Source organism: Colwellia sp. MB3u-55 (assembly GCF_014076785.1).
Classification (GTDB): Bacteria; Pseudomonadota; Gammaproteobacteria; order Enterobacterales; family Alteromonadaceae; genus Colwellia_A.
The window spans coordinates 389,800-416,790 of record NZ_JACGUS010000122.1 but is presented as its reverse complement, the minus strand read 5'-3'; the positions used below and the strand labels follow the sequence as shown (position 1 = coordinate 416,790).

21 protein-coding genes and 1 tRNA gene are annotated in these 26,991 nt (G+C 38.2%); 13 read left to right on the top strand and 9 right to left on the bottom strand.

The window, feature by feature from the left end:
- Positions 1 to 11 precede the first annotated feature (11 nt).
- The 9 genes from H4J66_RS18025 (at position 12) to H4J66_RS17985 (ending at position 10,434) form a co-directional block, all read left to right on the top strand.
- Positions 12 to 1,184 carry a bifunctional tRNA (adenosine(37)-C2)-methyltransferase TrmG/ribosomal RNA large subunit methyltransferase RlmN gene (locus H4J66_RS18025; protein WP_182176304.1) on the top strand — a complete coding sequence of 391 codons (1,173 nt, stop codon included), beginning with the start codon at positions 12 to 14 and terminating at the stop codon, positions 1,182 to 1,184.
- A 122-nt stretch (positions 1,185 to 1,306) separates the two neighbouring features.
- A complete protein-coding gene (gene pilW, locus H4J66_RS18020) occupies positions 1,307 to 2,530 on the top strand; it encodes a type IV pilus biogenesis/stability protein PilW (RefSeq protein ID WP_182176303.1) in 1,224 nt (407 codons plus the stop codon).
- Positions 2,527 to 3,534, top strand: a complete 1,008-nt coding sequence (locus H4J66_RS18015; protein WP_182176302.1) for a RodZ domain-containing protein — start codon at positions 2,527 to 2,529, stop codon at positions 3,532 to 3,534. The genes pilW and H4J66_RS18015 overlap by 4 nt, the downstream gene beginning before the upstream one ends.
- A 68-nt stretch (positions 3,535 to 3,602) precedes the next feature.
- Positions 3,603 to 4,721 carry a flavodoxin-dependent (E)-4-hydroxy-3-methylbut-2-enyl-diphosphate synthase gene (gene ispG, locus H4J66_RS18010; RefSeq protein WP_182176301.1) on the top strand — a complete coding sequence of 373 codons (1,119 nt, stop codon included), beginning with the start codon at positions 3,603 to 3,605 and terminating at the stop codon, positions 4,719 to 4,721.
- 184 nt (positions 4,722 to 4,905) lie between these two features.
- The gene (gene hisS, locus H4J66_RS18005; RefSeq protein WP_182176300.1) at positions 4,906 to 6,180 is read left to right on the top strand and encodes a histidine--tRNA ligase; all 1,275 of its coding nucleotides are present in this window, start codon (positions 4,906 to 4,908) and stop codon (positions 6,178 to 6,180) included.
- Between the two features lie 9 nt (positions 6,181 to 6,189).
- Positions 6,190 to 6,828 carry a tetratricopeptide repeat protein gene (locus tag H4J66_RS18000; protein WP_182176299.1) on the top strand — a complete coding sequence of 213 codons (639 nt, stop codon included), beginning with the start codon at positions 6,190 to 6,192 and terminating at the stop codon, positions 6,826 to 6,828.
- A gap of 17 nt (positions 6,829 to 6,845) precedes the next feature.
- Positions 6,846 to 8,051: an outer membrane protein assembly factor BamB gene (gene bamB / locus H4J66_RS17995; RefSeq protein WP_182176298.1), complete on the top strand. Its 1,206-nt coding sequence runs from the start codon at positions 6,846 to 6,848 to the stop codon at positions 8,049 to 8,051.
- A gap of 133 nt (positions 8,052 to 8,184) precedes the next feature.
- Positions 8,185 to 9,645: a ribosome biogenesis GTPase Der gene (gene der / locus H4J66_RS17990; protein WP_182176297.1), complete on the top strand. Its 1,461-nt coding sequence runs from the start codon at positions 8,185 to 8,187 to the stop codon at positions 9,643 to 9,645.
- 105 nt (positions 9,646 to 9,750) lie between these two features.
- Entirely contained in the window at positions 9,751 to 10,434 is a 684-nt protein-coding gene (locus H4J66_RS17985; protein ID WP_182176296.1) for a PilZ domain-containing protein, read from the top strand.
- On the opposite strand, the gene xseA is transcribed toward H4J66_RS17985, so the two are convergent.
- Positions 10,431 to 11,774, bottom strand: coding sequence for an exodeoxyribonuclease VII large subunit (gene xseA / locus H4J66_RS17980; RefSeq protein WP_182176295.1), 1,344 nt, complete (start codon positions 11,772 to 11,774; stop codon positions 10,431 to 10,433). The two genes, H4J66_RS17985 and xseA, sit on opposite strands and share 4 nt — an antisense overlap.
- Before the next feature lie 441 nt (positions 11,775 to 12,215).
- On the opposite strand from xseA, the gene guaB reads away from it, so the two are divergent.
- Both guaB and guaA read left to right on the top strand, forming a co-directional pair.
- Positions 12,216 to 13,688 (top strand): IMP dehydrogenase, encoded by a 1,473-nt coding sequence (gene guaB / locus H4J66_RS17975; RefSeq protein WP_070374798.1) that lies wholly within the window; start codon positions 12,216 to 12,218, stop codon positions 13,686 to 13,688.
- Between the two features lie 365 nt (positions 13,689 to 14,053).
- On the top strand, positions 14,054 to 15,631 hold the full coding sequence (gene guaA, locus H4J66_RS17970) for a glutamine-hydrolyzing GMP synthase (RefSeq protein WP_182176294.1): 1,578 nt from the start codon (positions 14,054 to 14,056) through the stop codon (positions 15,629 to 15,631).
- A gap of 180 nt (positions 15,632 to 15,811) precedes the next feature.
- On the opposite strand, the gene H4J66_RS17965 is transcribed toward guaA, so the two are convergent.
- From H4J66_RS17965 to tkt, 6 genes are all read right to left on the bottom strand, one after another.
- Complete coding sequence (locus tag H4J66_RS17965; protein WP_182176293.1) at positions 15,812 to 16,597, bottom strand: YdiY family protein; 786 nt, start codon at positions 16,595 to 16,597, stop codon at positions 15,812 to 15,814.
- Positions 16,587 to 17,417, bottom strand: a complete 831-nt coding sequence (locus tag H4J66_RS17960) for a mechanosensitive ion channel family protein (RefSeq protein WP_182176292.1) — start codon at positions 17,415 to 17,417, stop codon at positions 16,587 to 16,589. Before H4J66_RS17960 ends, H4J66_RS17965 begins: the two co-directional genes overlap by 11 nt.
- 113 nt (positions 17,418 to 17,530) lie before the next feature.
- Entirely contained in the window at positions 17,531 to 18,595 is a 1,065-nt protein-coding gene (gene fba, locus H4J66_RS17955) for a class II fructose-bisphosphate aldolase (protein ID WP_182176291.1), read from the bottom strand.
- 394 nt (positions 18,596 to 18,989) lie between these two features.
- A complete protein-coding gene (locus tag H4J66_RS17950) occupies positions 18,990 to 20,168 on the bottom strand; it encodes a phosphoglycerate kinase (RefSeq protein ID WP_182176290.1) in 1,179 nt (392 codons plus the stop codon).
- A gap of 52 nt (positions 20,169 to 20,220) precedes the next feature.
- Positions 20,221 to 21,246, bottom strand: coding sequence for an erythrose-4-phosphate dehydrogenase (gene epd / locus H4J66_RS17945; RefSeq protein ID WP_182176533.1), 1,026 nt, complete (start codon positions 21,244 to 21,246; stop codon positions 20,221 to 20,223).
- 114 nt (positions 21,247 to 21,360) lie between these two features.
- The gene (gene tkt, locus H4J66_RS17940) at positions 21,361 to 23,349 is read right to left on the bottom strand and encodes a transketolase (RefSeq protein ID WP_182176289.1); all 1,989 of its coding nucleotides are present in this window, start codon (positions 23,347 to 23,349) and stop codon (positions 21,361 to 21,363) included.
- Positions 23,350 to 23,661: 312 nt separating this feature from the next.
- Here tkt and H4J66_RS17935 point away from each other — a divergent pair, with 312 nt between their 5' ends.
- Entirely contained in the window at positions 23,662 to 23,802 is a 141-nt protein-coding gene (locus H4J66_RS17935) for a hypothetical protein (protein ID WP_182176288.1), read from the top strand.
- A 227-nt stretch (positions 23,803 to 24,029) separates the two neighbouring features.
- Here the strand turns inward: H4J66_RS17935 and H4J66_RS17930 are convergent, their stop codons facing one another.
- Entirely contained in the window at positions 24,030 to 24,413 is a 384-nt protein-coding gene (locus H4J66_RS17930; RefSeq protein ID WP_182176287.1) for a hypothetical protein, read from the bottom strand.
- A gap of 392 nt (positions 24,414 to 24,805) precedes the next feature.
- Positions 24,806 to 24,882: transfer RNA gene (locus H4J66_RS17925), tRNA-Arg, on the bottom strand.
- A gap of 183 nt (positions 24,883 to 25,065) precedes the next feature.
- On the opposite strand from H4J66_RS17925, the gene H4J66_RS17920 reads away from it, so the two are divergent.
- Positions 25,066 to 26,973, top strand: a complete 1,908-nt coding sequence (locus H4J66_RS17920; protein ID WP_182176286.1) for a diguanylate cyclase — start codon at positions 25,066 to 25,068, stop codon at positions 26,971 to 26,973.
- The last annotated feature ends 18 nt before the right edge of the window (positions 26,974 to 26,991 follow it).

Below are 26,991 nucleotides of genomic sequence, written 5' to 3'. Positions count from 1 at the left end.
AGTAGTGAATCATGAGTGAAGTGACTGAAGTTGTAAGCCCGACCGTATCTGCGGTAAAGAAGAAAGTAAATCTATTAAACTTGGATCATCAAGGGATGCGTGAATACTTTGCTTCAATTGGCGAAAAGCCGTTTCGTGCCGATCAAATGATGAAATGGATATATCATTTTGGTTACTCTGATTTTGAATTAATGACTAATTTGAACAAAAAATTACGTGAAAAATTACAACGTGAAACAGAAATTAGTGCACCAGAAATATCTGAAAAGCAAGTATCAACCGACGGCACGATAAAATACTCTTTACGCCTCGAAGGTGGTCAAGAAGTCGAAACAGTGTGGATCCCTGAAAACGATCGCGCAACATTATGTGTATCCTCGCAAGTCGGTTGTGCACTTGAATGTACCTTTTGTGCCACGGCGCAACAAGGCTTTAATCGCAATTTGTCTATGAGCGAAATTATCGGTCAAGTATGGCGTGTTGCTAATGATATTGGCGCGACACGTATCGCTGGAAAACGTCCCATTACAAATATTGTTATGATGGGGATGGGCGAACCGCTTTTAAATATGAAAAATTTAATTCCAGCGCTTGATACTATGTTAAATGATTTAGGCTACGGCCTCTCAAAACGTCGAGTAACAGTGAGCACTTCTGGTGTAGTACCGGCACTTGATATGTTAAAAGAAAAAATAGATTGTGCATTAGCCATTTCAATTCACGCGGGTAACAACGAGCTTCGTGATGTATTGGTCCCGATAAACAAAAAGTATCCTTTAGAAGAGTTTATTGCGGCAGCTGGACGTTATATTGATGGTTCAAAAGCGAATAAGCAGGCAACGATTGAATATGTGATGTTAGACCATGTTAATGACAGTACTGACCAAGCACATGAACTTGCTATCGCTTTGAAAGATTTACCAAGTAAAATCAATCTTATCCCGTTTAACCCTTACCCTGGCTCGCCTTATAAACGTTCAAGTAATTCACGTATTGACCGTTTTGATAAAGTATTGCAGTCATATGGTTTAACCGTAATTACTCGCCGTACCCGTGGTGATGATATTGATGCGGCTTGTGGCCAACTAGCCGGTGATGTTTTTGATAGAACAAAGCGAACAGCAATGAACTCTTCAAATAAAGACGAGTCTAAAGCCCAAGAGATTTCAGTTAAACTGGTCTAACACTTTATTCTCGAGCTATTTATACCCGTTCGACATCATACTAGTTCAATAAGCATCTTGAAGTAGATCGGGTATAGGTATAATCTGTAATTATTACATTACGATAAGTGACATTCTGCCATATGATTAAATTTCTGCCGCGGTTATTTATAACGAGCGTTATCGCTTTGTTAATTGTCCTTTCTGGGTGTGTAACACAAAATTATGAGAACGACAGTACAATACCTGTAGTAGAAAGTGATTCAAGTAATAATGAAAGGGCGATGACTCGAATTTCATTAGGTCTTGGCTATTTAAAGATGGGAAATACTAGCCAAGCGAAGTTAAACTTGGAAAAAGCAAAGCGCTTTTCACCAAACTTATCCCAAGTTTATACGGCGTTTGCTCATTATTATGATGTGGTTGGCGAATCACAGCTTGCTACCAATGCTTATGAACAAGCGTTATCAATCGATGAAAAAAATCCAGATACCTTAAATAATTATGGGGTTTTTCTTTGTCGACATGAAAAGTATGCCGACGCTGAAAAATACACTTTAAAAGCGATAGCAATCCCAACGTACTTGATGGTCTCACAAAGTTACGAAAACCTGGCGCTTTGTCAACTAAAAGCTGGTGAATTTGTTAAGGCTGAAAAATACTTTACAAAATCTATTCGGCATAGTCCTAATCGTGCATCAGCTTTATTACAAATGGTCCGCTTACAGTACGCTATTGGCGATTATAAAGCCGCGCAACGTTATTTGAAACGTTATGAAAAAGCAACTCGTCGCTTTAGTCCTGAAGCGCTTTCATTGGCTTATAAGGTTTTTGAAAAGCAGCGAAATTATCGTACAGCTAAAAATTATGCCAGTATGTTGGTAAAAATGTTCCCAACGTCTTACCAAGCTAAGCAATATATTCTAAATGCGCTTGATTATACTGAAGCGGATGACTTAGCAAAGATTTATCAAGCATCGATTTTAACGACTAGTGACACTTTACCACCAAAACGTGTCTTTGTTTTGACACCGAATAAGTCCCAAAAAAAACGGCTAAAACAACAGGCTAAAAAATCAACAGTTGTTAAAAGTACTGACGCACAGGCGATGAGTATCAAGGATACCCAAGAACAGTTGAAGGCTAACCTTGAGGCAAAAACACATATCATTGTCAAAGGCGATAGTTTATTTAGCCTATCAAAACAATACAATATTCATATGAAGACGCTAGAGCGCTGGAATAATATTACTCGTAGCGATATTTTAAAGCTAGGCCAAACGCTCTATGTTTATTTAGCAGAGCATACTGATACTATGCCAACCAATAATGTTACTAATAAAGTTGAACAAGAGAAAACTCAATGACCCATATTGAAAAGCCTAATAATATCAATAAGGCACAAGCTACTGCATCATCAGAACCAGAACCGTTGCATAATAGTTCCGAAGACGACCTTTCTGACAATAGTAAAATCATTGGGCCGGGACAAATCCTTAGTGATGCAAGAAAAAAAGCAGGCTTAACTCAGCAAGAGGTCGCGAGTAAACTAAATTTTCGTCTTACTTTAGTTAATGAGATAGAAAGTGAGCTGTTTAATAGCAATTTGCCAGAAACTTATAATCGCGGCTATTTACGTAGCTATGCAAAATTAGTGAATGTTTCTCAAGATGATGTATTGGTAAGCTATGAACAATTAAATATAACTAAAGCACAAGTCTCTAAGCTACAAAGTTTTTCTAAAGGCACGGAAAAATTAGCGGAAAGCAATCGTATTATGTGGATAAGCTATATCATTTTAGCCATTCTTATTGGTTCTACTATGATGTGGTGGTTGCAAAATAATACAGAACAAGCTCAGACGCTTGCTGAAGATATTGAGATAAATACCCAAAGTGCTGACGGTGTTAACGAAAATCAAGCGAGTGATCTCTCGACGGTTAACATCGAAAACGTGATTAAAACCATTGCTGAGGCACCTTTAGCTACTACTGCAGCGTTAGAACAGCAAAGTAGTGATATTGCACCCACAGCGGTTAATGTAGATAATAGTCAAGTGAGTGAAATCGACATCATTGCACTTGAAAATAGTCCAATAGTAGAGGAAGAATTGACTGAAGTGGCTTTAACTGAAGTCACCTTTACTTTTTCTGGTGACTGTTGGGTAAATATTTCAGATTCAACGGGTGAGCGCATTGCTTGGGGTGTGAAAAAATTGGGTTACGTTATGACAATATCTGGGCAAGTACCTTTTGATGTTACCCTAGGAAGACCTGAATTAGTGGCAATAAATTTTGCCGATGAAGTCATTGATATGAATCAGTTTAACAGTGGTAATATCGCTAAATTTACTTTGCCTGTTACCAATTAGTCATTAGCATTTTGTATAAATAACGTTTGTTGCGCTTAAGTGACAAACCACCAAAGTTGTGAATTATTATGTTTAAAGAATCTCCAATCATCCGCCGTAAATCTCGTCAAATAATGGTGGGTAATGTTCCTGTTGGTGGCGACGCACCGATAACTGTGCAGTCAATGACCAATACGTTGACGACTGATGTGGCAGCCACCGTTGCACAAATTAAAGCATTAGAAGGTGTGGGGGCTGATATTGTTCGGGTGAGCGTACCGACGATGGATGCAGCAGAAGCCTTTCGCGAAATTAAAAAACTAGTGAAAGTTCCACTGGTTGCTGATATCCATTTTGATTATCGAATTGCCTTAAAAGTTGCTGAATATGGCGCAGATTGTTTACGTATTAATCCTGGTAATATCGGCCGCGAAGACCGAGTGCGTAGTGTTGTTGAATGTGCACGGGACTTAAATATTCCTATTCGTATTGGTGTAAATGGCGGTTCATTAGAAAAGGATATCCAAGAAAAATATACTGAACCAACGCCAGAAGCACTTTTTGAATCGGCCATGCGTCATGTTGATATTCTAGATAGGCTTAATTTTAACCAGTTTAAGGTCAGTGTTAAAGCCTCAGATGTATTTCTTGCAGTCGAATCTTACCGTTTATTAGCAAAACAGATTGATAACCCACTTCATCTTGGTATTACCGAAGCAGGTGGCTTGCGCTCTGGCTCAGTAAAATCTTCAGTAGGCTTAGGCTTGTTATTAGCTGAAGGAATTGGCGACACGTTACGCATTTCTTTGGCAGCCGATCCCATTGAAGAAATTAAAGTCGGTTTTGATATTTTAAAATCACTAAAATTACGTAGTCGAGGTATCAATCTTATTGCTTGCCCAAGCTGTTCTCGCCAAGAGTTTGATGTTATCGCCACCGTTAATGCATTAGAACAACGTATTGAAGATATATTAACGCCAATGGATGTTTCTATTATTGGTTGTATTGTTAACGGTCCTGGTGAAGCGATTATTTCTGATTTGGGCTTAACGGGTAGTAGCCGAAAAAGTGGTTATTATTTAGATGGCATCCGTCAAAAAGACCGTTTTGATAATAATAACTTAGTAGACCAGCTCGAAGAGCGAATTCGTGCTAAAGCGAAGCTTCTTGATGCGGCTTACAAAATAAAGTTTAAAGAAATAGAGTAATAAAATAGCTTTAAAAAGAGCGAAACGTTATACCGGTGACCGTGCAGTTAAAACCTGCATTTTGAGGTATCACAGCTGTACTATTTACGTTTCCTCTCAAACTGCCTATAATGCGCGCTGCACTTAATTTTTCCCGTTTTATATAAATATCTATTTTATACAATAGATGAAAGAGAGCCTTACTTTGAGCAAAACATTACAAGCCGTCAGAGGGATGAACGACTGTTTACCCACTGAAACGCCTATTTGGCAAATGGTTGAATCAGTTTTACGCCGAGTTGCTAGTAGCTATGGTTTTGCTGAAATCCGTATGCCAATTGTTGAGTCTACTGGACTTTTTAAACGTTCTATTGGTGAAGTTACTGATATCGTTGAAAAAGAGATGTACACTTTCGATGACCGTAACGGTGATAGCTTAACACTGCGACCAGAAGGCACAGCATCTTGTGTGCGTGCAGGCAATCAGCATGGTTTATTATATAACCAAGAACAACGTTTATGGTATACGGGGCCAATGTTTAGGCATGAACGCCCACAAAAAGGTCGTTATCGTCAGTTCCACCAATTCGGCTTAGAAGCCTTTGGAATTGGAACACCTGACATAGACGCAGAAATTATTATGCTAACTTCTCGTCTTTGGCGGGAACTTGGCATCAATGAGTTTGTCACACTAGAGCTAAACTCGTTAGGTTCAAATGAAGAGCGTGCAAATTATCGCGATGCTTTAGTTGTTTTCTTAACGGAAAGAGAAGAGCAACTTGATGAAGACTCTAAGCGCAGAATGCATACCAATCCATTACGCGTTTTAGACAGTAAAAATAAAGATGTACAAACGGCTTTAGTGGGCGCACCAAAATTAAGTGATTATTTTGATGATGAATCTAAAGCTCACTTTGCCAGTGTTTGTCAGCGTTTAGATGCCGCGGGCATTAAGTATGTGATTAATGACCGCTTAGTTCGCGGCTTAGATTATTACAATCGTACGGTATTTGAATGGGTGACTGACAGTTTAGGCGCACAGGGTACTATTTGTGCGGGTGGTCGTTATGATGGATTAGTCGAACAACTTGGTGGTAAAGCAACACCAGCATTTGGTTTTGCCTTAGGTATTGAACGCTTGGTACTCATGTTAACGAGTTTAGAAAAAGCTAACAATATTCGTGCACAAGTTGATGTTTATGTTATTGGTTTAGGTGAGGGGGTTGATATTCAAGCAGCACTACTCAGTGAACAATGGCGTGACCAAGTTAAAGATATTCGCATACAAAACCACTGCGGTGGTGGTAATATGAAAAAACAAATGAAACGGGCAGATAAATCGAGTGCGCAAGTAGCAATTATCATCGGTGAAGATGAACTTGCTGAGCAAAGTGTGACGATAAAATATTTGCGTGGACAACAAGAACAACAGAAGGTGTCGCTTGAACAAGTGCCAGCTTTATTAAACAGTTTAATTTAAGGTGAAGTAGTGGACGTTTATCAAACAGAAGAACAACAAGTCGAAGCCATCAAAGGTTTTTGGAAAGAAAATGGTACTGCAGTTATTGCCGGTTTAGTTTTAGGTTTTGCTGGTTTTATTGGCTTTAACGTATATAAAGATACTCAACTTGAGAATGAAGTTTTAACGTCTGATGCTTACCAAACAGTCATGGAAAGTGCAGGTGTAGACGGAAAGCTTTTTTCAGCAAATGCCAGTAAATTTATTACTGAAAATAAAGACTCTAGCTACGCTTCATTAACATCGCTTGCGCTAGCAAAAGAAACGGCTACGCATAAAGATTGGCCACAAGTTGCTATTCACTTGGCAAGTGCTATTGAAAGCTCTACCAATCAAGGTATTAAAGCTATCGCAAGTGTTCGGTTAGCGCGTGTGCAAATTCAACTTGAACAATACACTGAAGCATTGGCAACCCTATCGGTTACAATGCCAGAGTCATTTAAAAGTGCGATTGAAGAAACTAAAGGCGATGCCTATTTAAAGCAAGGTAAAGTAGAACTTGCTCGTAATGCTTATCAAGCAGCACTTGATGTTGAAGGTCAAACAAATAATGGTGCCTTACAAATGAAATTAAATGATTTAGCCCAATTATCATCGATTGCTAAATAAAGAGGCTAATCATTCATATGTTAAAAAAATTACGCTTTAATAAAAAGTTATTAGTAATAGCGCTAGTGTCCTTAGGGCTTGTAGCTTGTTCTTCAACTGACGAAGAAGATGAAGCGACCAAGGTTGCTGAATTAACAGAAATCAAACAAGCTTTTGATGCTGATGTGCTCTGGGAATCCAGTGTCGGTAATGGTGTTAGCGATTATTTTTCGCGTATTAAACCCAATGTTGCTTACGGCAAACTTTACAGTGCTAGTCGTTATGGTGATGTTGTTGCTTTAGAACTAGCTAATGGTGAAGAAGTTTGGTCAACAGATTTAAGTGATATAAAAGGCAAACGCGGCTTTTTTGAACGTCGACGATCTGCTTTATTAAACGGTGGCCCGATTTTAGGTATTCAAAAAGTCTTTATTGGCAGTGAGAATGGCGAAGTATTCGCATTAGATGCTGATACGGGTAAGCTTGATTGGCAAGGAAAAGTAAAAGGTGAAGTTATTGCCGCTCCCGCCATTGATGCGGGTATTTTAGTTGTCAATACTGCCTCAGGTGTCATCAAGGCTTTTAACGCTTCGAACGGTCAAGATGAATGGCAAATCGAACAAGAAGTACCAGCATTAACGTTGCGTGGCGTTAGTTCGCCAGCGATTTCTTCTGGTGGTGTGATGGTTGGTTCAGCGAATGGAACCATGAGCGTCTATATTCTTGAAACTGGTCAGCAAGGTTGGACAGTAGAAGTTGGTGAAGCCGGTGGTTCTACACAATTAGAACGAGTCATTGATGTTGACTCTGCGCCACTCATTTATGGCGATAAAGTTTATAGTATTTCAGTTAAAGGTAATCTGACCGCTATAGATTTACGTACCGGCCGGATGATTTGGGAACGCCAGTATTCGTCATATCATGATATGGCTATTAGTGGTAACAACCTATTTTTAACTGATATTAAAGGGCATGTTTATGCGGTTGACCGCTTAAACGGTTTTGAAAAGTGGAGCCAACTTGCACTGACTAATCGTGGTGTTACCGGTCCTGCTACTATTGGTGATTATATTGTTGTTGGCGACTTTGAAGGCTATCTTCACTTTATCGACCAAACAACAGGTGACATCGTTGCACGTCACGAAGTTGACAGCAGCGGTTTAAATATAGCACCCACTGTACACGAAAATATTATTTATGCACAATCACGTAATGGTGATTTGCAAGCGATAAAAATTCCATAAGTCTTTTTATCAGCTAGAATTAAACGGCTCCATTGCAGAATGCATTGGAGCCGTTGTTTGTTATTAAATAGAGTAAAAGTTTTGCATTTTGCATGACGTTGTTTACTCTACAAATGAATTTATAGAGGTAAACATGCTTCCAGTTGTTGCACTTGTCGGACGTCCTAATGTTGGCAAATCGACGTTATTTAACCGATTAACCCGAAGCCGGGATGCTCTCGTAGCAGATTATCCTGGCTTAACGCGTGACCGTCAATATGGCCAAGCGAAAGTAGAAGATCACCCCTTTATTGTTATTGATACCGGCGGTATTAATGGTAATGAACAAGGTATTGACGCATTAATGGCCGAACAGTCATTAATGGCGATAGCAGAAGCTGATGCTGTTTTATTTATGGTTGATGCTCGAGATGGTCTAACATCAGCGGATATCGGTATAGCTGACTACCTTCGTAAACAAAATAAGAAAATATTTTTGGTTGCGAATAAAGTTGATGGTATTGATGCTGATTCTGCCGTAGCTGAGTTTTATGAATTATCACTGGGTGATACCGTTCATAAAATTGCCGCCGCGCATGGTCGTGGTGTTACACAGTTATTAACACTGGCATTAACACCTCATATAGAAGCACTTGGTGAAGCCCGTGAAAATGATGAGTTTGATGGTGCACAAGAATTCTCAGCTAAAACTGATGAAGAAAAAATTGCCGAAGCTCCATTTGAAAATGATAAAATCAAACTTGCCATCATTGGTAAACCTAATGTGGGTAAGTCAACACTGACTAACCGTATATTAGGTGAAGACCGCGTTGTTGTTTTTGATGCGCCAGGTACCACTCGCGATAGTGTTTACATCCCGATGGAACATGATGGCCGTGAATATACATTAATCGATACTGCAGGTATTCGTCGACGTAAAAACGTTACTGATGTCGTAGAAAAGTATTCTGTTATTAAAACACTACGTGCCATAGAAGATGCCAATGTTTGTTTGTTAATTATTGATGCTCGTGAAGGTATTACCGATCAAGATTTAAGTTTACTGGGCTTTATTCTAGAAGCAGGTCGTTCTTTGGTACTTGCGGTTAATAAATGGGATGGGTTAGAAGAGCATGTTAAAGATCGTATTAAAACTGAACTAGATCGTCGTTTAGGGTTTATTGATTTTGCACGTATCCACTTTATCTCTGCTTTACACGGTACCGGTGTTGGCCATTTATATGAGTCGGTTGAAGAAGCTTTCATTTCTGCAACTAAACGTATATCTACCTCAATGGTTACCAAAATATTAGATATGGCCACGTTTGATCATCAACCACCGATGAGTCAAGGGCGCCGTATTAAGCTTAAATATGCACATGCCGGTGGATATAATCCGCCTATCATTGTTATTCATGGTAATTTAGCCAAAAAGCTTCCTGTTTCATATAAACGCTATTTAATGAATTATTACCGTAAATCATTAAAAATAATGGGTACGCCGATTAGAATTGAGTTTAGAGAAACAAGTAACCCGTTTGCTGGTAAGAAAAAGTTAACTTATACCGAGCAAAAGAAAATGGCTAGAGCCACTGAAGGTTATAAAAAAGACTAAAAGCTGACGTTTTTTGATAATAATTTAGCATTACTGAAGCCAATCATTTGATTGGCTTTTTGCTAAGTGCTACATTTAAAAAACTTATTCTTAAATGTTAGCATTATGGCAGCCACTCCTAAAAAAATTGCGTTGGTTAACCGCTTAGACAGAAACCTTGGCTTATTGCAGTCAGGTTCAACGATTACTATCGATATAGCCACACCAGCTGGGCAAAAAGCAAAGTTTCGTAGCACCTTCATTGGTTATCTCCCCAAATATTACGTATTAGTGCAATTTCCTGATGCAAATAAATTAGGGAATTTTTCTCAATATATTACCCAAGGTGCTAGTATTACGGTGCGAGGCTTAATTGAAGGGCATGAGGGCGCGGTGGTTGCTTTTATCAGTAATGTTAAACAAACCTTACAAATACCCTCAAGATTAATTGTCCTTGATTTTCCACGGTCTGTTAGCTTACAAAGCTTACGTTCAGCGATGCGTATTGATACCGATATTGTTGCTAAGATAAATATTGCTAAAGAATATTGGCAAGCGACCATTATAGATATTTCTGTTAACGGCTGCCAAGTATTGATCACTAACGGTGAGTCGTTAGTGATGGAAAAAGATAAATCTGTTGAATTAATTGTTGAAGACTTTCAAGGATTAGGAAACTTAAAGTTTTCTGCAGAAACCTGTAGCTACAAATCACAAGCTAATGGCCTTTGTATCGGTTTAAAGTTTGAAGAAAAAAGTAAAGCATCAGTGATAAAATTACTTCAGCATGCCGTTATTGCTGAAAATTAAATTTTATCAATAACTTGGCTTAAAATACGACCATCAATGACTTGAATAGATATTTCATCACCAATATTCACTTGATCTTTTGTGCGAACAATTTGCTGATGACTATTTCGACTGACACTATAACCACGGGCAATAGTCGCGAGTGGACTGACAATATGGAGTTGCTCAATAATGCTAACAAAGTGCTCCGATTTATTTTTTACGCTAACGTCTAATGCCCGTTGTAATCTGTCATCTAAGTGGCGCAAGGTACTTTGATGTTGATTGATCACTTTGGTTGGATCTACGTGTTGTAAATCGCGGACTAACTTTTCGGGTTTTTGTTTGAAACGGGCCAATTCACGCTTGATTGCTTTATCTAAACGAATATTCAATTCATCTGATTTTTGTTGATGCTGCTGAAGCTTCCTTTCTGGATGAACTTGCGTTAAGCGATGATTAAGGTTTTTCAGGTATGAGTTTTCTTCTTTTACTTTTTGAGTAAATAACTGTTGAGCCCGCTTTGATAATTCTTGTAGGCGATTTTGTAATTCACTATTGTCTTGTGAAACCAGTTCTGCCGCTGCTGAAGGTGTTGGCGCTCTTAAATCAGCAACGAGATCACTTAATGTTGTGTCTATCTCATGACCAACAGCGCTGATAATTGGAATGCGACTATGAAAAATAGCATTGACTACGTCTTCTTCATTAAAGCTCCATAAGTCTTCTAGAGAGCCTCCTCCACGACCAACAATCAATACTTGGCATTCTTCACGTTGATTAGCGATATCGATGGCATGAACAATGTCATTCTTAGCATGCTCACCTTGCACAAGCGCAGGGTATATAACGATAGTAATTGCTGGATTACGTCTTTGCAAAACAGAGATTATATCTTTAACTGCAGCACCCGTTGGCGAGGTAACTATGCCAACCGTGTTAATATTTTTAGGAATGGCTTGCTTGAACTGCTGAGCAAATAAACCTTGTGCATTGAGCTTACTCTTTAATTGCTCAAATTGTTGTCGCAATAAACCTTCACCCGCATCTTCCATCATTTCAATAATTAATTGAAAATCACCTCGTGGCTCATACAAAGAAACCTTGGCGCGTACTAACACCTGTTGGCCATTACGAGGCGTTGAACCACTCGCTAACCTTACTCGTCGATTGTTGCCTTTAAACATTGCACAACGCACTTGCGATTTACTGTCTTTGAGTGACAAATACCAATGACCCGAGCTAGCAGCAATGAAATTTGAGATTTCACCACACAACCATACGGTATTAAGTTCACTTTCTAGCATGAACTTAACTTTTCTTGTCAGTTCACTTATCTGTAAAATGTGCTGCGTAGCCATAAAATACTTACTTTATCTAATGTTAAGGCGATTTGAGTCGATATATACGCTCTGCTTAAATTTTCTTGCTTTGGCAAACCAAAGCGAATCATAATCTAAGCACATATTTATGTTAAAGGTTATTCCCTTAAATAAAATGTAACAACGTGTAATATTTATTTCGATTCCCCGAAAGGGTGTTTATAAGCACTTTATTTTACGTTATTGATTTCAATAATAGAATAACTATTATTTTCAATCAATATCTTGCCTAAAGACGTTTATAATTCCCCTTGGATCCTACCTATTAAAGTGGAACCAGTAAATTATATATTTCTTAAAACTCTCCAGGGATAATTATTTTAGTTTATCGTTAAATTTAAGTTGTTCTTAAACCACAAAACGGTTAAAATTCTGTCGCAATATTCACTCCCTAACCAACCTTTTTAGAGAGATGTTGCGATGCTAAGAATTGCCCAAGAAGCACTAACTTTTGATGATGTATTACTTGTACCTGCTCATTCAGAAGTACTCCCACATACGGCCGATTTAAAAACTAAATTAACCCGTAAAATTAATTTAAATATACCTATGGTATCTGCATCTATGGATACAGTTACTGAAGCACCTTTAGCTATTACACTAGCGCAAGAAGGTGGTTTAGGTTTTATTCATAAAAACATGACCATCGCTGAGCAAGCGGCTAACGTATTAAAAGTTAAAAAATACGAAAGTGGTATTGTTTCCGATCCTGTGACTGTAAATGCTAACTTTACTATTGAAGAAGTCATGCATAAAGCTGATGATCTTGGCTTTTCAGGATTTCCTGTTGTTGATGAAAATGGCAATCTTACCGGTATAATTACTGGCCGTGATTTACGCTTTGAAACAGACCTCACTAAGCCTGTCTCGGCGTTAATGACGACTAAAGAAAAATTAGTCACGGTTAAAGAAGGTGCCGCGCGTGAAGAAATACTTGGCTTAATGCACAGTAACCGTATTGAGAAAATTTTAGTGGTTGATGATGCCTTTAAATTAGTGGGTTTGATCACCGCTAAAGATTATCAAAAAGCTGAAAGCAAACCAAACGCTTGTAAAGATCAATTAGGTCGTTTACGAGTGGGCGCGGCTGTAGGTGTCGGCGCGGGTACCGATGAACGTATTGACGCGTTAGTTGCCGCAGGTGTTGACGTCTTATTAATTGATACTTCACATGGTCATTCGCAAGGTGTTCTTGATCGAGTAAAAGAAACCCGTCAAAAATATCCTGACTTACAAATTGTTGCTGGCAATGTGGCGACAGGAGCTGGTGCAAAAGCATTAGCCGATGTTGGCGTAGATGCGGTTAAAGTGGGTATCGGCCCAGGTTCAATATGTACTACGCGTATTGTAACTGGCGTTGGAGTACCACAATTAACGGCTATCTCAAATGCAGTAGAAGCGCTTAAAGGCACGGGTATTCCTGTTATTGCCGATGGTGGTATTCGATTCTCTGGCGATATTGCTAAAGCACTGGTTGCTGGCGCGCATTGTGTGATGGTTGGTAGTATGTTTGCTGGAACCGAAGAAGCACCTGGCGAAGTAGAACTTTATCAAGGTCGCTATTATAAATCATATCGCGGTATGGGCTCTTTAGGCGCAATGAGCCAGAAAGAAGGTTCAAGTGATCGTTATTTTCAAAAATCTGATGGCGAAGCTGACAAGTTGGTACCAGAAGGTATTGAAGGTCGTGTTGCTTACAAAGGACCTGTTTCTGCAATTATCCACCAGCAGATGGGCGGATTACGCTCATCAATGGGTTTAACAGGCTGTAAAGATATTGAGACCATGCGAACTAAGCCTGAGTTTATGAAAATTACCTCGGCAGGTATGGGTGAGTCGCATGTTCATGACGTAACCATCACCAAAGAAGCACCAAACTATCGTATGGGGTAGAAATATCGGTTGAGTTATTTAAGCTCGATTCCTGCGTTGCAAGTGCTGATTGACTATCGTCAACTCCGCGCTAGCGCCTTGAACTAGAGCTAAAATATTCTCAACTTGATGCTATGCAAATATTCTTAGTTACTTTTAGGTAACTGGAAAACAAAAGATTCTACGGGCTGAGTTATCAATAAATAACTCAGCCTGTTCATTTTATAAATCCGCTCTAAATGAATGAGCTTTAGGCAAGGCTGTTGAGTAATTAAACAAATGACTTATCTTATTATAAATAAGGTTTTATAAATGATTTTGTTTCATTACGAAAACAACGCAGTATAAAGTTTAGACATAACGAGCGTTTAAAGTAGGAAAACAACATGAGTAAAGACATTCATGATCACCGAATACTAATTTTAGATTTTGGTTCACAATATACTCAGCTAATTGCTCGTCGCGTACGTGAAATAGGTGTTTATTGTGAACTTTGGTCTTGGGATGTAACCGAAGAGCAAATTAAAGGTTTTAACCCAACAGGTATCATTCTAGCTGGCGGCCCTGAGTCAGTCACTGCAGAAAATTCACCTCGAGCACCTGAATATGTTTATAACGCTGGCGTTCCTGTTTTAGGTATTTGCTATGGCATGCAAACAATGGCTGAACAACTTGGCGGTGGTGTTGAAAGTTCAACGCACAAAGAGTTTGGTTATGCCGCGGTTGAACTTATTGCTAAATCTGCGTTATTCAACAATGTTGAAGACAGTATTGGTACTAACGGTAATGCTTTACTTGATGTTTGGATGAGCCACGGCGACAAAGTGTCAGCTATACCAACAGGCTTTGTTACTGTTGCACAAACAGCAAGTTGTGCTTATGCAGCAATGGCAAACGAAGATAAGCAATTCTATGGTGTGCAGTTTCACCCTGAAGTGACCCACACTAAACAAGGTTTACGCATTTTAGAAAACTTTGTTGTTGAAATTTGTCAGTGTGAAAAACTATGGACTTCATCATCAATCATTGATGATGCTATTGCAAAAATGAAAGCTCAAGTCGGTGACGACGAAGTTATCTTAGGTCTTTCAGGCGGTGTTGATTCATCAGTCGTTGCTATGTTATTACATCGAGCGATTGGTGATAAATTGACCTGTGTATTTGTTGATAATGGTTTACTTCGTTTAGATGAAGGCCAGCAAGTCATGGATATGTTTGGCGATCATTTTGGTTTAAATATTATAAAAATTGAAGCTGAAGATAGATTTTTAGACCGCTTAGCGGGTGAAAGTGAGCCAGAAGCAAAACGTAAAATTATTGGTAATGTTTTTATTGATGTTTTCGAAGAAGAGTCGAATAAGTTAGATAATGCCAAATGGTTAGCACAGGGCACTATTTATCCTGACGTCATTGAATCTGCGGCCTCAGCGACCGGTAAGGCGCATGTTATTAAATCACATCATAATGTTGGCGGCTTACCTGATTACATGAAACTAGGCTTAGTTGAACCATTACGTGAGTTATTTAAAGATGAAGTACGTAAAATAGGTTTAGAGCTTGGCTTACCGTACGATATGCTTTACCGTCATCCGTTTCCTGGCCCTGGGTTGGGTGTACGTATTTTAGGTGAAGTTAAAAAAGAATATGCTGATTTATTACGTCGTGCCGATGCTATTTTCATTGAAGAATTACACAAGCATGATTTATACACCAAAGTAAGCCAAGCGTTTACCGTATTTTTACCCGTAAAATCAGTAGGTGTTATGGGCGATGCCCGTAAATATGATTGGGTTGTATCATTACGTTGTGTTGAAACCATCGACTTTATGACAGCACGTTGGTCACATTTGCCTTATGATTTCCTAGGTTTAGTGTCTAATCGGATCATTAACGAAATTGATGGTATTTCACGTGTCGTTTATGATATTTCAGGTAAACCACCCGCGACGATTGAGTGGGAATAAACAGTACTTTTATTGCCTGTAAATAATAATAGCCTTAGCATTTAAATGTTAGGGCTTTTTTATAGATCGTTCTAATAAGTAATAAAGTAGGTGATGATGAGAGATACTAGGGATGAAAAGGAAATATATTTAGCCTTCAAAAGAGTTGAAGGCTAAATAAAGCATTTTATTTTAGGTCGACTAGAAGCTATAAACGAGCGTTAACGCCGTTTGAGTATTGGTGTTTTCTTTGCCTTCTTCAACATCAGTATTATAGTCAATCTTAAAACTAACTTTTAATTGTAACGTTGAAATAAGCTTAGTAATTATTGAGCTTTCTGCCTGATAATTACTATTTTCACCACTTTTAGTCGCATACTTAGCGACAAAGAGCTGCTTAAATTTAACATGTTCGTTTAAATTATGCGTATACAAAGCTTGAGCTTGTATAATAAAAGCAGACTTGTTTTCATTATACTCATTACCATTTTCATCTTCTAAACGCACGACGTCTTTTTTGTAACCCGGTCCAATATCAGCATCAAATGTACCTGTTTTACTTTCAAACCAACGACGACCCCAACCAGCAGAGATAGAACTTTGAGTCTCAAATCCGCCAAAACGATTATCGTCGTGAGATACGTTACCGTAGACGTAGTTAGTTTTTTTAGTACCAATGGTATAGTTAGTTTGACCCACTATTTTCCATTGCTGATCTGTTGTTTGAGAGCGCTCAACACCCTCTTCATCTTCAATCTCAGCTTTACTTGCAAGCAAGTCAAAGCGAACAGTACTTCGCCATAAGCCTAATTCATGATCTAAATCGAAGCCTGCTTTTATATCGGTACTTTTATTGTCACCCGTTTTAAACAGTGCACCTAATTCTGCCGACATACTTAATGGATCTTTAGGAGCTTCTACTTCTTCGGCAAAGGTATTAAGTGATAAGCTGCCGCATAAGGCAAGAATTACTAATTTATTGTTCATTTTTGGTCTCTTGATTAACATGTACAGAAAGTTGTGGGAATGGGATTTCAATACCAGCATCGTCTAGGGCAATTTTAATTGCTTCCAATAAATCAAAATGCACAGGCCAGTAATCGGCTGTTTTAACCCATGGTCGCACAATAAAGTTTACCGAGCTATCGGCTAATTCACTAACACCTATGGTAATAGCAGGTTCTTTTAAAACTAAGTTATGGCGACTAACCACATCTTTTAATATTTTTTTTGTTAGTTTTAAATCTGCGCTATAACCAACACCAATCACTAAATCTATTCTTCTCGTAGGTTTTGTTGAGTAGTTAGTAATAGTGCCATTTGTAATGCCACCATTAGGAATAATAACTGTTTTGTTATCACCGGTTCTTAACTGTGTTGAAAATACATGCACTTCTTCAACAATACCTGCGGTACCTGCGATTTCTACAAAATCACCGGCTTTAAAAGGTTTTAATGAAATTAATAAAATACCTGAGGCAAAGTTTGATAATGAACCTTGTAATGCTAAGCCTATTGCAAGACCAGCGGCACCCACAATTGCCACTAATGAGGTGGTATTAAAACCTAAGTGAGAAATTGCAGCAATAAAGGCAACCATCACAACTAAGCCATAAATTAAGCTAGCGATAAAAGAAATTACGGTATTATCAAATTTTTTGTGAGTAAGAATTTTTTTTGTTGCAGAACTGATCAGTTTTGCGACAAATTTACCAATCACAAAGATAACAATCGCGATGATAAATTTTATTAGGTTTTCTTGTAACATGGGCTGGTTCTCAACTAACCAATTAGTAACATTGTCCATTTTTTATACTCTTTTTAAAAATAGTCAAATATTATAGTGAATTTGACAACATATTTCTAATAATATTACAAAAAAAGGAGCCGAAGCTCCTTAATGTTAATGGCTAGCGGATGTTATTTTATAATAGCGTTCAGTTTGCCAGCATCATATAAATCAAACATAGTATCTAATGAAATGGGTTTAATTTTATCTGCATTACCCGATGCGCCAAATGAATCATAGCGAGCTATACAAATATCAGTCATGGCTTTAGTGGTTTCAGCTAAAAATTTACGTGGGTCAAATTCGCTTGGGTTGTGCGCTAAGAAGCGACGAGTTGCCCCCGTTGATGCTAAACGTAAATCAGTATCAATATTAATTTTACGAACACCATTTTTAATGCCTTCTTGAATTTGCTCTACCGGCACACCATAAGTTTCAGGAATATTACCACCATATTCATTAATAATAGCAAGCCACTCTTGCGGCACTGATGATGAACCGTGCATAACTAAATGGGTATTTGGGATGCGGTTATGTATCGCTTTAATACGGTCAATCGCTAAGATGTCACCTGTTGGTGGACGCGTAAATTTGTAAGCACCATGAGAAGTACCACAAGCAATCGCTAAAGCATCAACTTGAGTTTTCTTAACAAAGTCAGCCGCTTCTTCTGGGTCAGTTAACATTTGTTCTTTTGTTAAGATCCCTACTGCACCAATACCGTCTTCTTCACCCGCTTCACCTGTCTCTAATGAACCAAGACAACCTAATTCACCTTCAACAGAAACACCACAAGCATGTGCCATTTCAACGGTTCTGCGTGTTACATCAACGTTGTATTCATAGCTTGAAGGCGTTTTACCATCAGACATTAAAGAACCATCCATCATAACTGATGAAAACCCCATTTGAATTGAACGCTGACAAACACTTGGCGAAGTGCCGTGATCTTGATGCATTACCACGGGAATATGAGGGAATTCTTCAATTGCTGCAAGAATTAAATGACGAAGAAAAGGAGCGCCAGCATACTTACGAGCACCTGCAGAGCCTTGTAAAATAACCGGGCTATTGGTTTTGTCTGCAGCGATCATTATTGCTCTAACTTGCTCTAAGTTGTTAACGTTAAAAGCGGGAATACCGTATCCGTATTCTGCAGCGTGATCTAACATTTGGCGCATAGAAATTAAAGCCATTGAATTACTCCTAAGTGTTTAAGATGTCATATATTATTTGCCCAATCTCAAGAAATACAAGTTTCATTGTGAAATTTAAGCTTTCGTAACGTAAGTATATCAGATAAGAAATTGACATGGCAAAAGAAAAAATAATGCCATTAATGGTTTTTATCTGTTTATTTATTATGGTTTTAAATAATGTTCTATAATTACTGTCAAGAAGCTTGCTAAACTCGATTTATAGCGAATATTTGTGCTTTTGTTTTGTAAGTTTACAACGAAAGAGTGAAATGTAATGAAAGCGCTGTTGATGGTTTTTATGAAGTTTGTTAGAAATAATAAAAAAAGCTAAAAAAAACCGCCTTGTATAAAATAAAGAGCGGTTTGGCGTTGATGATTTAATTAACGTGTTTTACGTTTTAGCGCGTTCTTCTAAGATAGCGACAGCGGGTAACACTTTCCCTTCTAAAAACTCTAAAAAAGCACCACCACCAGTTGAAATATAGGAAATTTTATCGGCTATATTATATTTATCTACAGCAGCTAAGGTATCGCCACCACCAGCAATTGAAAAGGCTGAGCTTTTGGCAATTGCTTTTGCAATAGTTTCTGTACCTCTACCAAATTGATCAAATTCAAAAACGCCAACAGGTCCATTCCAAACAATAGTGCCAGCATTTTTAATAATTTCTACGAGTGCTTGCGCTGAATCTGGTCCGATATCAAAAATCATATCTTCATCGCTAACATCGTTAACTGACTTTAATGTCGCGACAGCCGTTTCTGAGAACTCTGTACCAGTGATAACATCTGTTGGCACCGGGATATCGCCATCATTTGCTCTTGCCTGCTGTGTTAAACGGTTAGCTTCATCAAGCAAATTGGCTTCGTATAATGATTTACCTACATTATGCCCGCTTGCTGCTATAAAGGTATTTGCAATGCCGCCGCCAACCACTAATTGGTCAACAATTTTCGCTAACGACTCTAACACGGTTAATTTTGTAGAAACTTTAGAGCCACCAACAATCGCCACTAATGGGCGTGCAGGATTGTCTAGTGCTTTACCAAGTGCAGCTAATTCACCGGACAATAGTGGACCTGCACAAGCAATAGGTGCAAACTTTGCTACGCCATGTGTACTAGCTTGCGCGCGGTGGGCAGTACCAAAAGCATCCATGACAAAAACATCACATAATGCTGCCAATTTTTTTGATAAAATATCATCATTATTTTTTTCGCCAACATTAAAACGAATGTTTTCAAACACAACTAATTCACCTACTTTTGCATCAACGCCATCTAAGTAATCTTTTGCTAGATGCACAGGGACATTTAATGCGGCAGCTAAATAGTCAGCGACAGGTTTTAATGAAAACTCTTTGTTGTACTCACCTTCAGTTGGACGACCAAGGTGAGACATTATCATCACTTTTGCGCCCGCTTCTAAAGCAAGTTTAAGGGTAGGTAAAGCCGCTCTTAATCGAGCATCAGAGGTTATTTTTCCGTCTTTAAGAGGTACATTGAGATCTTCTCGGATCAAAACTCTTTGATTGGCTAGCGCCAAGTCGGTCATTTTAATTACTGACATTTGCTGTTTCCTATTCGATAAATTTTAAAGTTATGGGTGTTTTTTACTGTTATTATTTTTTAAGCTGAATATCTTTTGCCATGGCTTTTGCTGTATCTATCATACGGTTTGCAAAGCCCCACTCGTTATCGCACCAGACTAGCATTTTCACTAAACGCTTGTGGCTAACACGCGTTTGGTTGCCGTCAACAATACAAGAATGTGGGTCATGATTAAAATCTACAGAAACTAGTGGCTCTTCTGTATAGCCTAGAATTCCTTGTAAACCATTGTTTTGTGCACGAATAATGGCTTGGTTAATCGCGTTAATATCTACATCTGTCGACAAGGTTAGGCTTAAGTCCATCGCGGTAACATTGATCGTTGGTACTCGCACGGCAATCGCTTCGAAGCGTCCAGCAAATTTAGGCAGTATTCTTTCAATACCTGCTGCTAGTTTGGTGTCAACCGGGATGATAGATTGGCTTGCTGCTCTACTAAGGCGAAGATCTGGATGGTAAGCGTCGATAACTTGTTGATCATGCATAGAGGAATGAATAGTGGTAATACTGCCACTTTCAACGCCAAAAGCTTCATCAATGACTTTTATGACGGGCACAACACAATTCGTGGTGCATGAGCCGTTCGAGACTATTTTATCTTTTTCGCTGAGTTGCTGATGATTAATACCATAAATAATGGTGGCATCAACGTCTTGTTCACCGGGATAAGAGTAAAGTACTTTACTGGCTCCTTGGCTCAAGTGAATATTTCCATCGCGTTGATTAGCAAATTTACCGGTGCAATCAAGAACAATATCTATGTTATGTTTTTTCCATGGCATGTATTCGAGGGATTTTTCATGGCTAAGTTGTATGACATCGCCGGCGATAACTAACTGATTGTCAGCTAACTCAACTGAAAAGGGGAAACGACCATGGGTAGTGTCATATTTTAATAAATGCGCAATACCTTTCGGCTCGGCAAGCTCATTAATTGCGACAAGCTTTAAATATTGGTTATCAGCATTCTCATAGAGGGCACGAGCAACACTTCGACCAATTCGGCCAAAGCCATTAATAGCAATGTTTACAGACATAAGTTTATTGGCATAGGTTAATGGTATTAATTTAGGGTGTTTATAAAAATCAAAGTCCTTCAAACGAGTATACATTTCGTTTGAAGGTTTTGACTTATAGGCTTTAATTAATGATTAAAGCTGGTTTACAGTCTTAACAACATTTGCCACGGTGAAACCAAAATGCTCAAGTAACACGTTACCTGGTGCAGATTCACCAAAGGTTGTCATACCGACAACAGCGCCAGAAAAACCAACATACTTGTACCAAAAATCAGTGTGAGCAGCTTCAATAGCGACACGTTTTATCACTGATGAAGGCAATACTGATTCTTTGTATTCGCTTGATTGCACATCAAAAATATTGGTTGACGGCATAGAAACCACACGTACTTTTTTACCGTCAGCGGTTAATTGCTTTGCAGAATCAAGGGCTAATGATACTTCAGAACCCGTTGCAATGAGTATAACGTCAGCAGTACCCTCACAGTCTTGCAATACATAAGCGCCTTTGGCGATGTTTGTTACTTGTGAACTGTTACGCGCTACTGCGGGTAGACCTTGGCGAGAAAATATTAATGACGTAGGGCCGTTTTTACGTTCAATCGCTGATTTCCAAGCAACAACAGATTCTGTTGCATCACATGGGCGCCAAGTATCCATATTCGGAGTAGTACGTAAATTCGTTAACTGTTCGATTGGCTGATGTGTTGGACCATCTTCACCTTGACCAATAGAATCGTGAGTGTAAACAAATATATTTTGAATACCCATTAAAGCCGACATACGAACTGCGTTACGCGCGTACTCCATAAACATCATGAACGTTGCACCGTAATTAATGAAACCACCGTGCAATGAAACACCATTCATAATGCCGCTCATACCAAATTCACGTACGCCGTAATAAATGTAGTTACCGCCAGCGTCTTTTTCAATACCTTTAGAACCTGACCATAATGTTAAGTTAGAACCCGCTAAATCAGCAGAACCACCCAATAACTCAGGTAATATAGCGCCAAAAGCTTCAATAGTATTTTGTGAAGCTTTACGCGAAGCAATATTTTCGCCTTTATCTTGGCAAGCTTGTACTAGGGCATTGGCTTTTTCTTCGAAGTCGCTTGGTAAATCACCTTTAATAACTCGACGCTCGTATTCGGCAGCAAGTTCTGGGTGAGCTTGTTGGTATGCTGAAAATTGGTCATTCCAAGAAACTTGGCTCGATTGGCCTTTTTCTTTTTGATCCCATTCAGCATAAACATCGCTTGGAATTTCAAAAGGGGCATGTGGCCAGTTTAGCGCTTTACGTGTCGCTGCAATCTCATCATCACCTAATGGTGCGCCATGACAATCATGTGTGCCTTCTTTATTCGGTGAACCAAAACCAATAATTGTTTTACAACAAATCATTGATGGTTTGTCCGTTACTGCTTTAGCTGCTGTAATTGCCGCCGCTATAGCCGCTGAATCGTGACCGTCAACGCTTATTACGTGCCAGCCATAAGCTTCAAAACGAGCAGGTGTGTCATCTGTAAACCAACCTTCAACTTTACCATCAATTGAAATACCGTTGTCATCCCAAAAAGCGACTAATTTACCTAATCCTAAAGTGCCGGCTAATGAACATACTTCATGAGAAATACCTTCCATCAAACAACCATCACCTAAGAAACAATAAGTAAAGTGATCAACGATGTCGTGACCTGGACGGTTAAATTGTGCAGCAAGTGTTCTTTCAGCAATGGCCATACCAACGGCATTAGAAATACCAGCACCTAATGGTCCTGTCGTCGTTTCTACACCTGGGGTGTAACCGTACTCTGGGTGACCTGGTGTTTTAGAATGTAATTGACGGAAATTCTTTAATTCTTCAATCGGTAATTCATATCCGGTTAAATGTAATAAAGAATATATAAGCATTGAGCCATGACCGTTCGACAAAACGAAACGATCGCGGTCGGTCCAATTTGGATCTGTTGGATTATGTTTTAGAAAATCGCGCCATAATACTTCGGCAATATCTGCCATGCCCATTGGGGCTCCAGGGTGTCCGGATTTCGCTTTCTGTACGGCATCCATACTTAAAGCTCTAATTGCATTGGCCAGTTCTTGACGAGACGGCATATTGACTCCAAATCTTTATTATATTTATACTTAAAATGAACTAAGTATATGAGTGGTATAAGTGGTACCATTTTCACCTAGACCACCACTAAACTGCAAACGATATTATGCAAATAAGTGTTTTTTTTGGTATTAGTTAGACCAAATGGCTAAAAAGACCATTAATATAATATTACGTCACCGGTCGATTGTTTATAATTTATCTGTTTTATTAATTTTAAACAGTTGAATTATCAATGTTAATCGTATAGATTGGTTGAGTTTTGTACAGATGTCAAAATAATAACAAAAACACCTGACACAGGAACATTTATGAACAGGTCATCTTCACGAGGAATTAAGCTGACGACAGTACTTTTTGCGGTAATCGTATTGGCTGTTTCAGCGGCATTGAGTAATATCTCAATCTTAGGTGACAAGGAAGTTACAATAGAAAAATCTACCAGTGAGTAGTCGTTGGTAATATATTATATGAATTTTAAAGGCCTCGTTTACGAGGCTTTTTTATGTCTACGCTGCATTAGTGCATCCTGCACGTCATTTTGTTCCCTACAAATCATAGCCCCTTATCCATGGAGGCAATAGCACGGTGCTGTGACCGCATTTATGCAGGAAGTAGAGTAAGGCAGGAGCAGTTAGCGAGGTGGCAAAGAATGTATATGTTCCGCATCAATCAGCGATCAAGCTAGTTCTTTTTGTAGCCATTTAAGTGCTTGCTGGCGACCGAGCTCTAAACCATTAAACTGCTTAACGTTTAACTTATCATTACTACGTTTATTGATAATATCTTCAGTGTTAGCAACACCTTCTTTAGAATAGTTGATGGAGGCTATTGATTTCATATGAATTAGAGAACCCATGGTTAACTGTGCTTCTAATGAATAGGTGTAAGGATAAATTTTATTGACGATAACACCAAAATCAGTTTTAAAAAAAGTACAAAAAAAAGTTTCAATTTCTTCCATCATTTCAATTGAGATATAAACGCCTTTATCAAAAATCACTTCGGCAATTTTTTCATTTAAAAGGTTTATTTGAACAAAACTTAATCTATATTTTTCCATTTAGGGACTCATAGTGAAATATATTTGATGAAGCAACAATTGTAGTCTTTTTTTGAATTACTAGTAGGCTGATCTGCGGATAAATTTATCGAGGGGCTAGCTAATAATAAAATAGCGCTTTTAGGTTAATAGCTGATATTTATCGATAAAACTACTTATTAGACATGGACTGTTCAGAGTGGGGCGCAATATTATGATGTTATCTATAAAGTAGATTATGTGATGGTAAATCAATAGAGGGATGTTCTCTACATTATAGGCTTTTCTTTAAAGGTGTCTTTATTATAGCAATGATAAGTGTGAGGGCTGTTATAAGCGGGTTACATAGCGGTAAAAAGTATAATTTTTAGACTAGTTGCCTGTTTTTTGATTCTTACTGAGTTTAATGATTTTGGTGTCCCTGAGACGATTCGAACGTCCGACCTAGCGCTTAGGAGGCGCTTGCTCTATCCAACTGAGCTACAAGGACATAATAACGCAAAAAGCGCTGTTAATTTATCTTAAAATTTGTTGTTGTTCTAGTTTTATTTTCTCTGTATGTGGATGAAAAATAATTAATTAGAAATAACGGTTTATCATTCGCTTTAAATCGTTTTATACTGCAACTGAAGTTGATTAAACTATGACTAAAACTATAAATAAGAGGTTGAATTTGTTAAAAAAACGTTACAAACAAGTTACCTTGGTTTTTTGGTCTCTGTTAAGCGCTTTATTGATAACTACGCAAACATTTGCAGATGATGGCACAACCAATCGTGACTTTATCTTTTTTGTTGAACGCGTTGAAAAATTACAAAATACTAATATTACCGATGCACTTGCGCTGTTAGATTCTTATCAAGCCAATATCAATGCGTTAACCGTTGGGAACCAGGTAAAGTATTACCAAGTACTGTCAGAAGTTTATATTGAAGCCTCTCAATATAAATCGGCGTTTAGCGCCGCATCACAAGGGTTAAAAATAGCACAACATTTAACTAGTCCTACTATATTGATTTCACAACTTTCATACTTACGTGGCTTTTCTTTAGAAAGTTTAGGTGATGCTAGTGGCGCAGTTGAGAATTATTTGAATGGCTTAGAAGTTGCCGAATCCTTAGATGCTAAAAAATTTATTGCCGATGGCTTTATCAACTTAGGTGCTATTTATTACCTAACTGAACAATATGAACAGTCGTTGACTATGCTCAATAATGCGTTGGTTATTGCCAATACTTTAGATAACGAAGAACTTAAAGGTTCCGTTAACAGCGAGTTGGGTATTTTATACTCTTATATGTATAACCCTAAAAAATCGATAAAATTTTACCAAGCGTCTTACGAACATTATAAAAAAGCGGGTATGGCACTCTATGCGTTAAATAGTTTACAAAATATTGCAGTGAACTACATGGATCAAAGCCGATATGAACAGGCTATCGAGCTATTTGAAGAAGTCATAGCCAGTGCTAATAAGTTTGGTAACAATGAAGTCATAGGTGGTGCTTATACTCGTTTGTCTATATCGCACGCTAAGAAAAAAGATCCTGATTTAGATGTTGCTTATCAATATATTACCCTTGCTGAACAATACTTAAAAGGTGTGCAGCAACATAATGCCTTATTATTTTTTAATGTTAATAAGGCATATGTACTTGAAGCCATGGAACGATATGATGAGGCGCTTGAAAACTTAGCAGTCGCTGAAAAAATATTAGCAAAAAATAGTCAAACAAAAAATACTTTTTCAAATTATCACTTAATGTATTTGCAGTCTGAAATTTATTATAAAACACAAAGATATCAGCAAGCTTATGATAAACAATCTCAATTTTTAACGCGTTTATTTAAAGATCAAGAGAACATAAACATGGAACAAATTGAAGAGTTACGATTAAGTTTTGAAAGCAAACAAGCAGACTTAAAAAACAAAATACTTGAACAGGAGAAGTCTGTACAAATAATACAACTTAACGATGTGACCTACTACGAAGAAAATTTACATTTGTTGATTATTTTTGTCGGTACTGTGCTCGTTATACTCGCTTGGTTTTTACTTAAAATGTTACAAAGTCAAAAACATTTTGTTCGAATTAGCCAAGTTGATGATTTAACAGGTGTGGCGAACCGCCGACGTTTAATTGAGTTGGGTGAGCAAATGTTTGCTCGAGCACAAGAAGAACAAGCACCTTTTAGTATATTAATGCTCGATGTTGATAATTTTAAGGCAATAAATGATAGCTTTGGTCATAGTACCGGTGACAAAATACTCAAAGATATTGCAGACTTGGCCAACTATATTATGCGTCAAAGTGATTGTTTTGGCCGTTTCGGTGGTGAGGAATTTATTGCTTTATTAGCGAACACTTCACCCGAAAATGCTCATAATTTGGCTGAGAGATTACGTTTGAGTATTCAAAATAAAGTTTGGTCATATAAAAAACTCACTGGGGTTACGGTCAGTATTGGTATATCTTCTTACCAAAAAGAAAGTACTACAAGTTTTGCTCAACTGATAAAAGATGCGGATATTAATATGTATCAAGCAAAAAATTTAGGCAGAAATAAGGTGTGTTTTTAATGAGGCATAGCTCTTTTT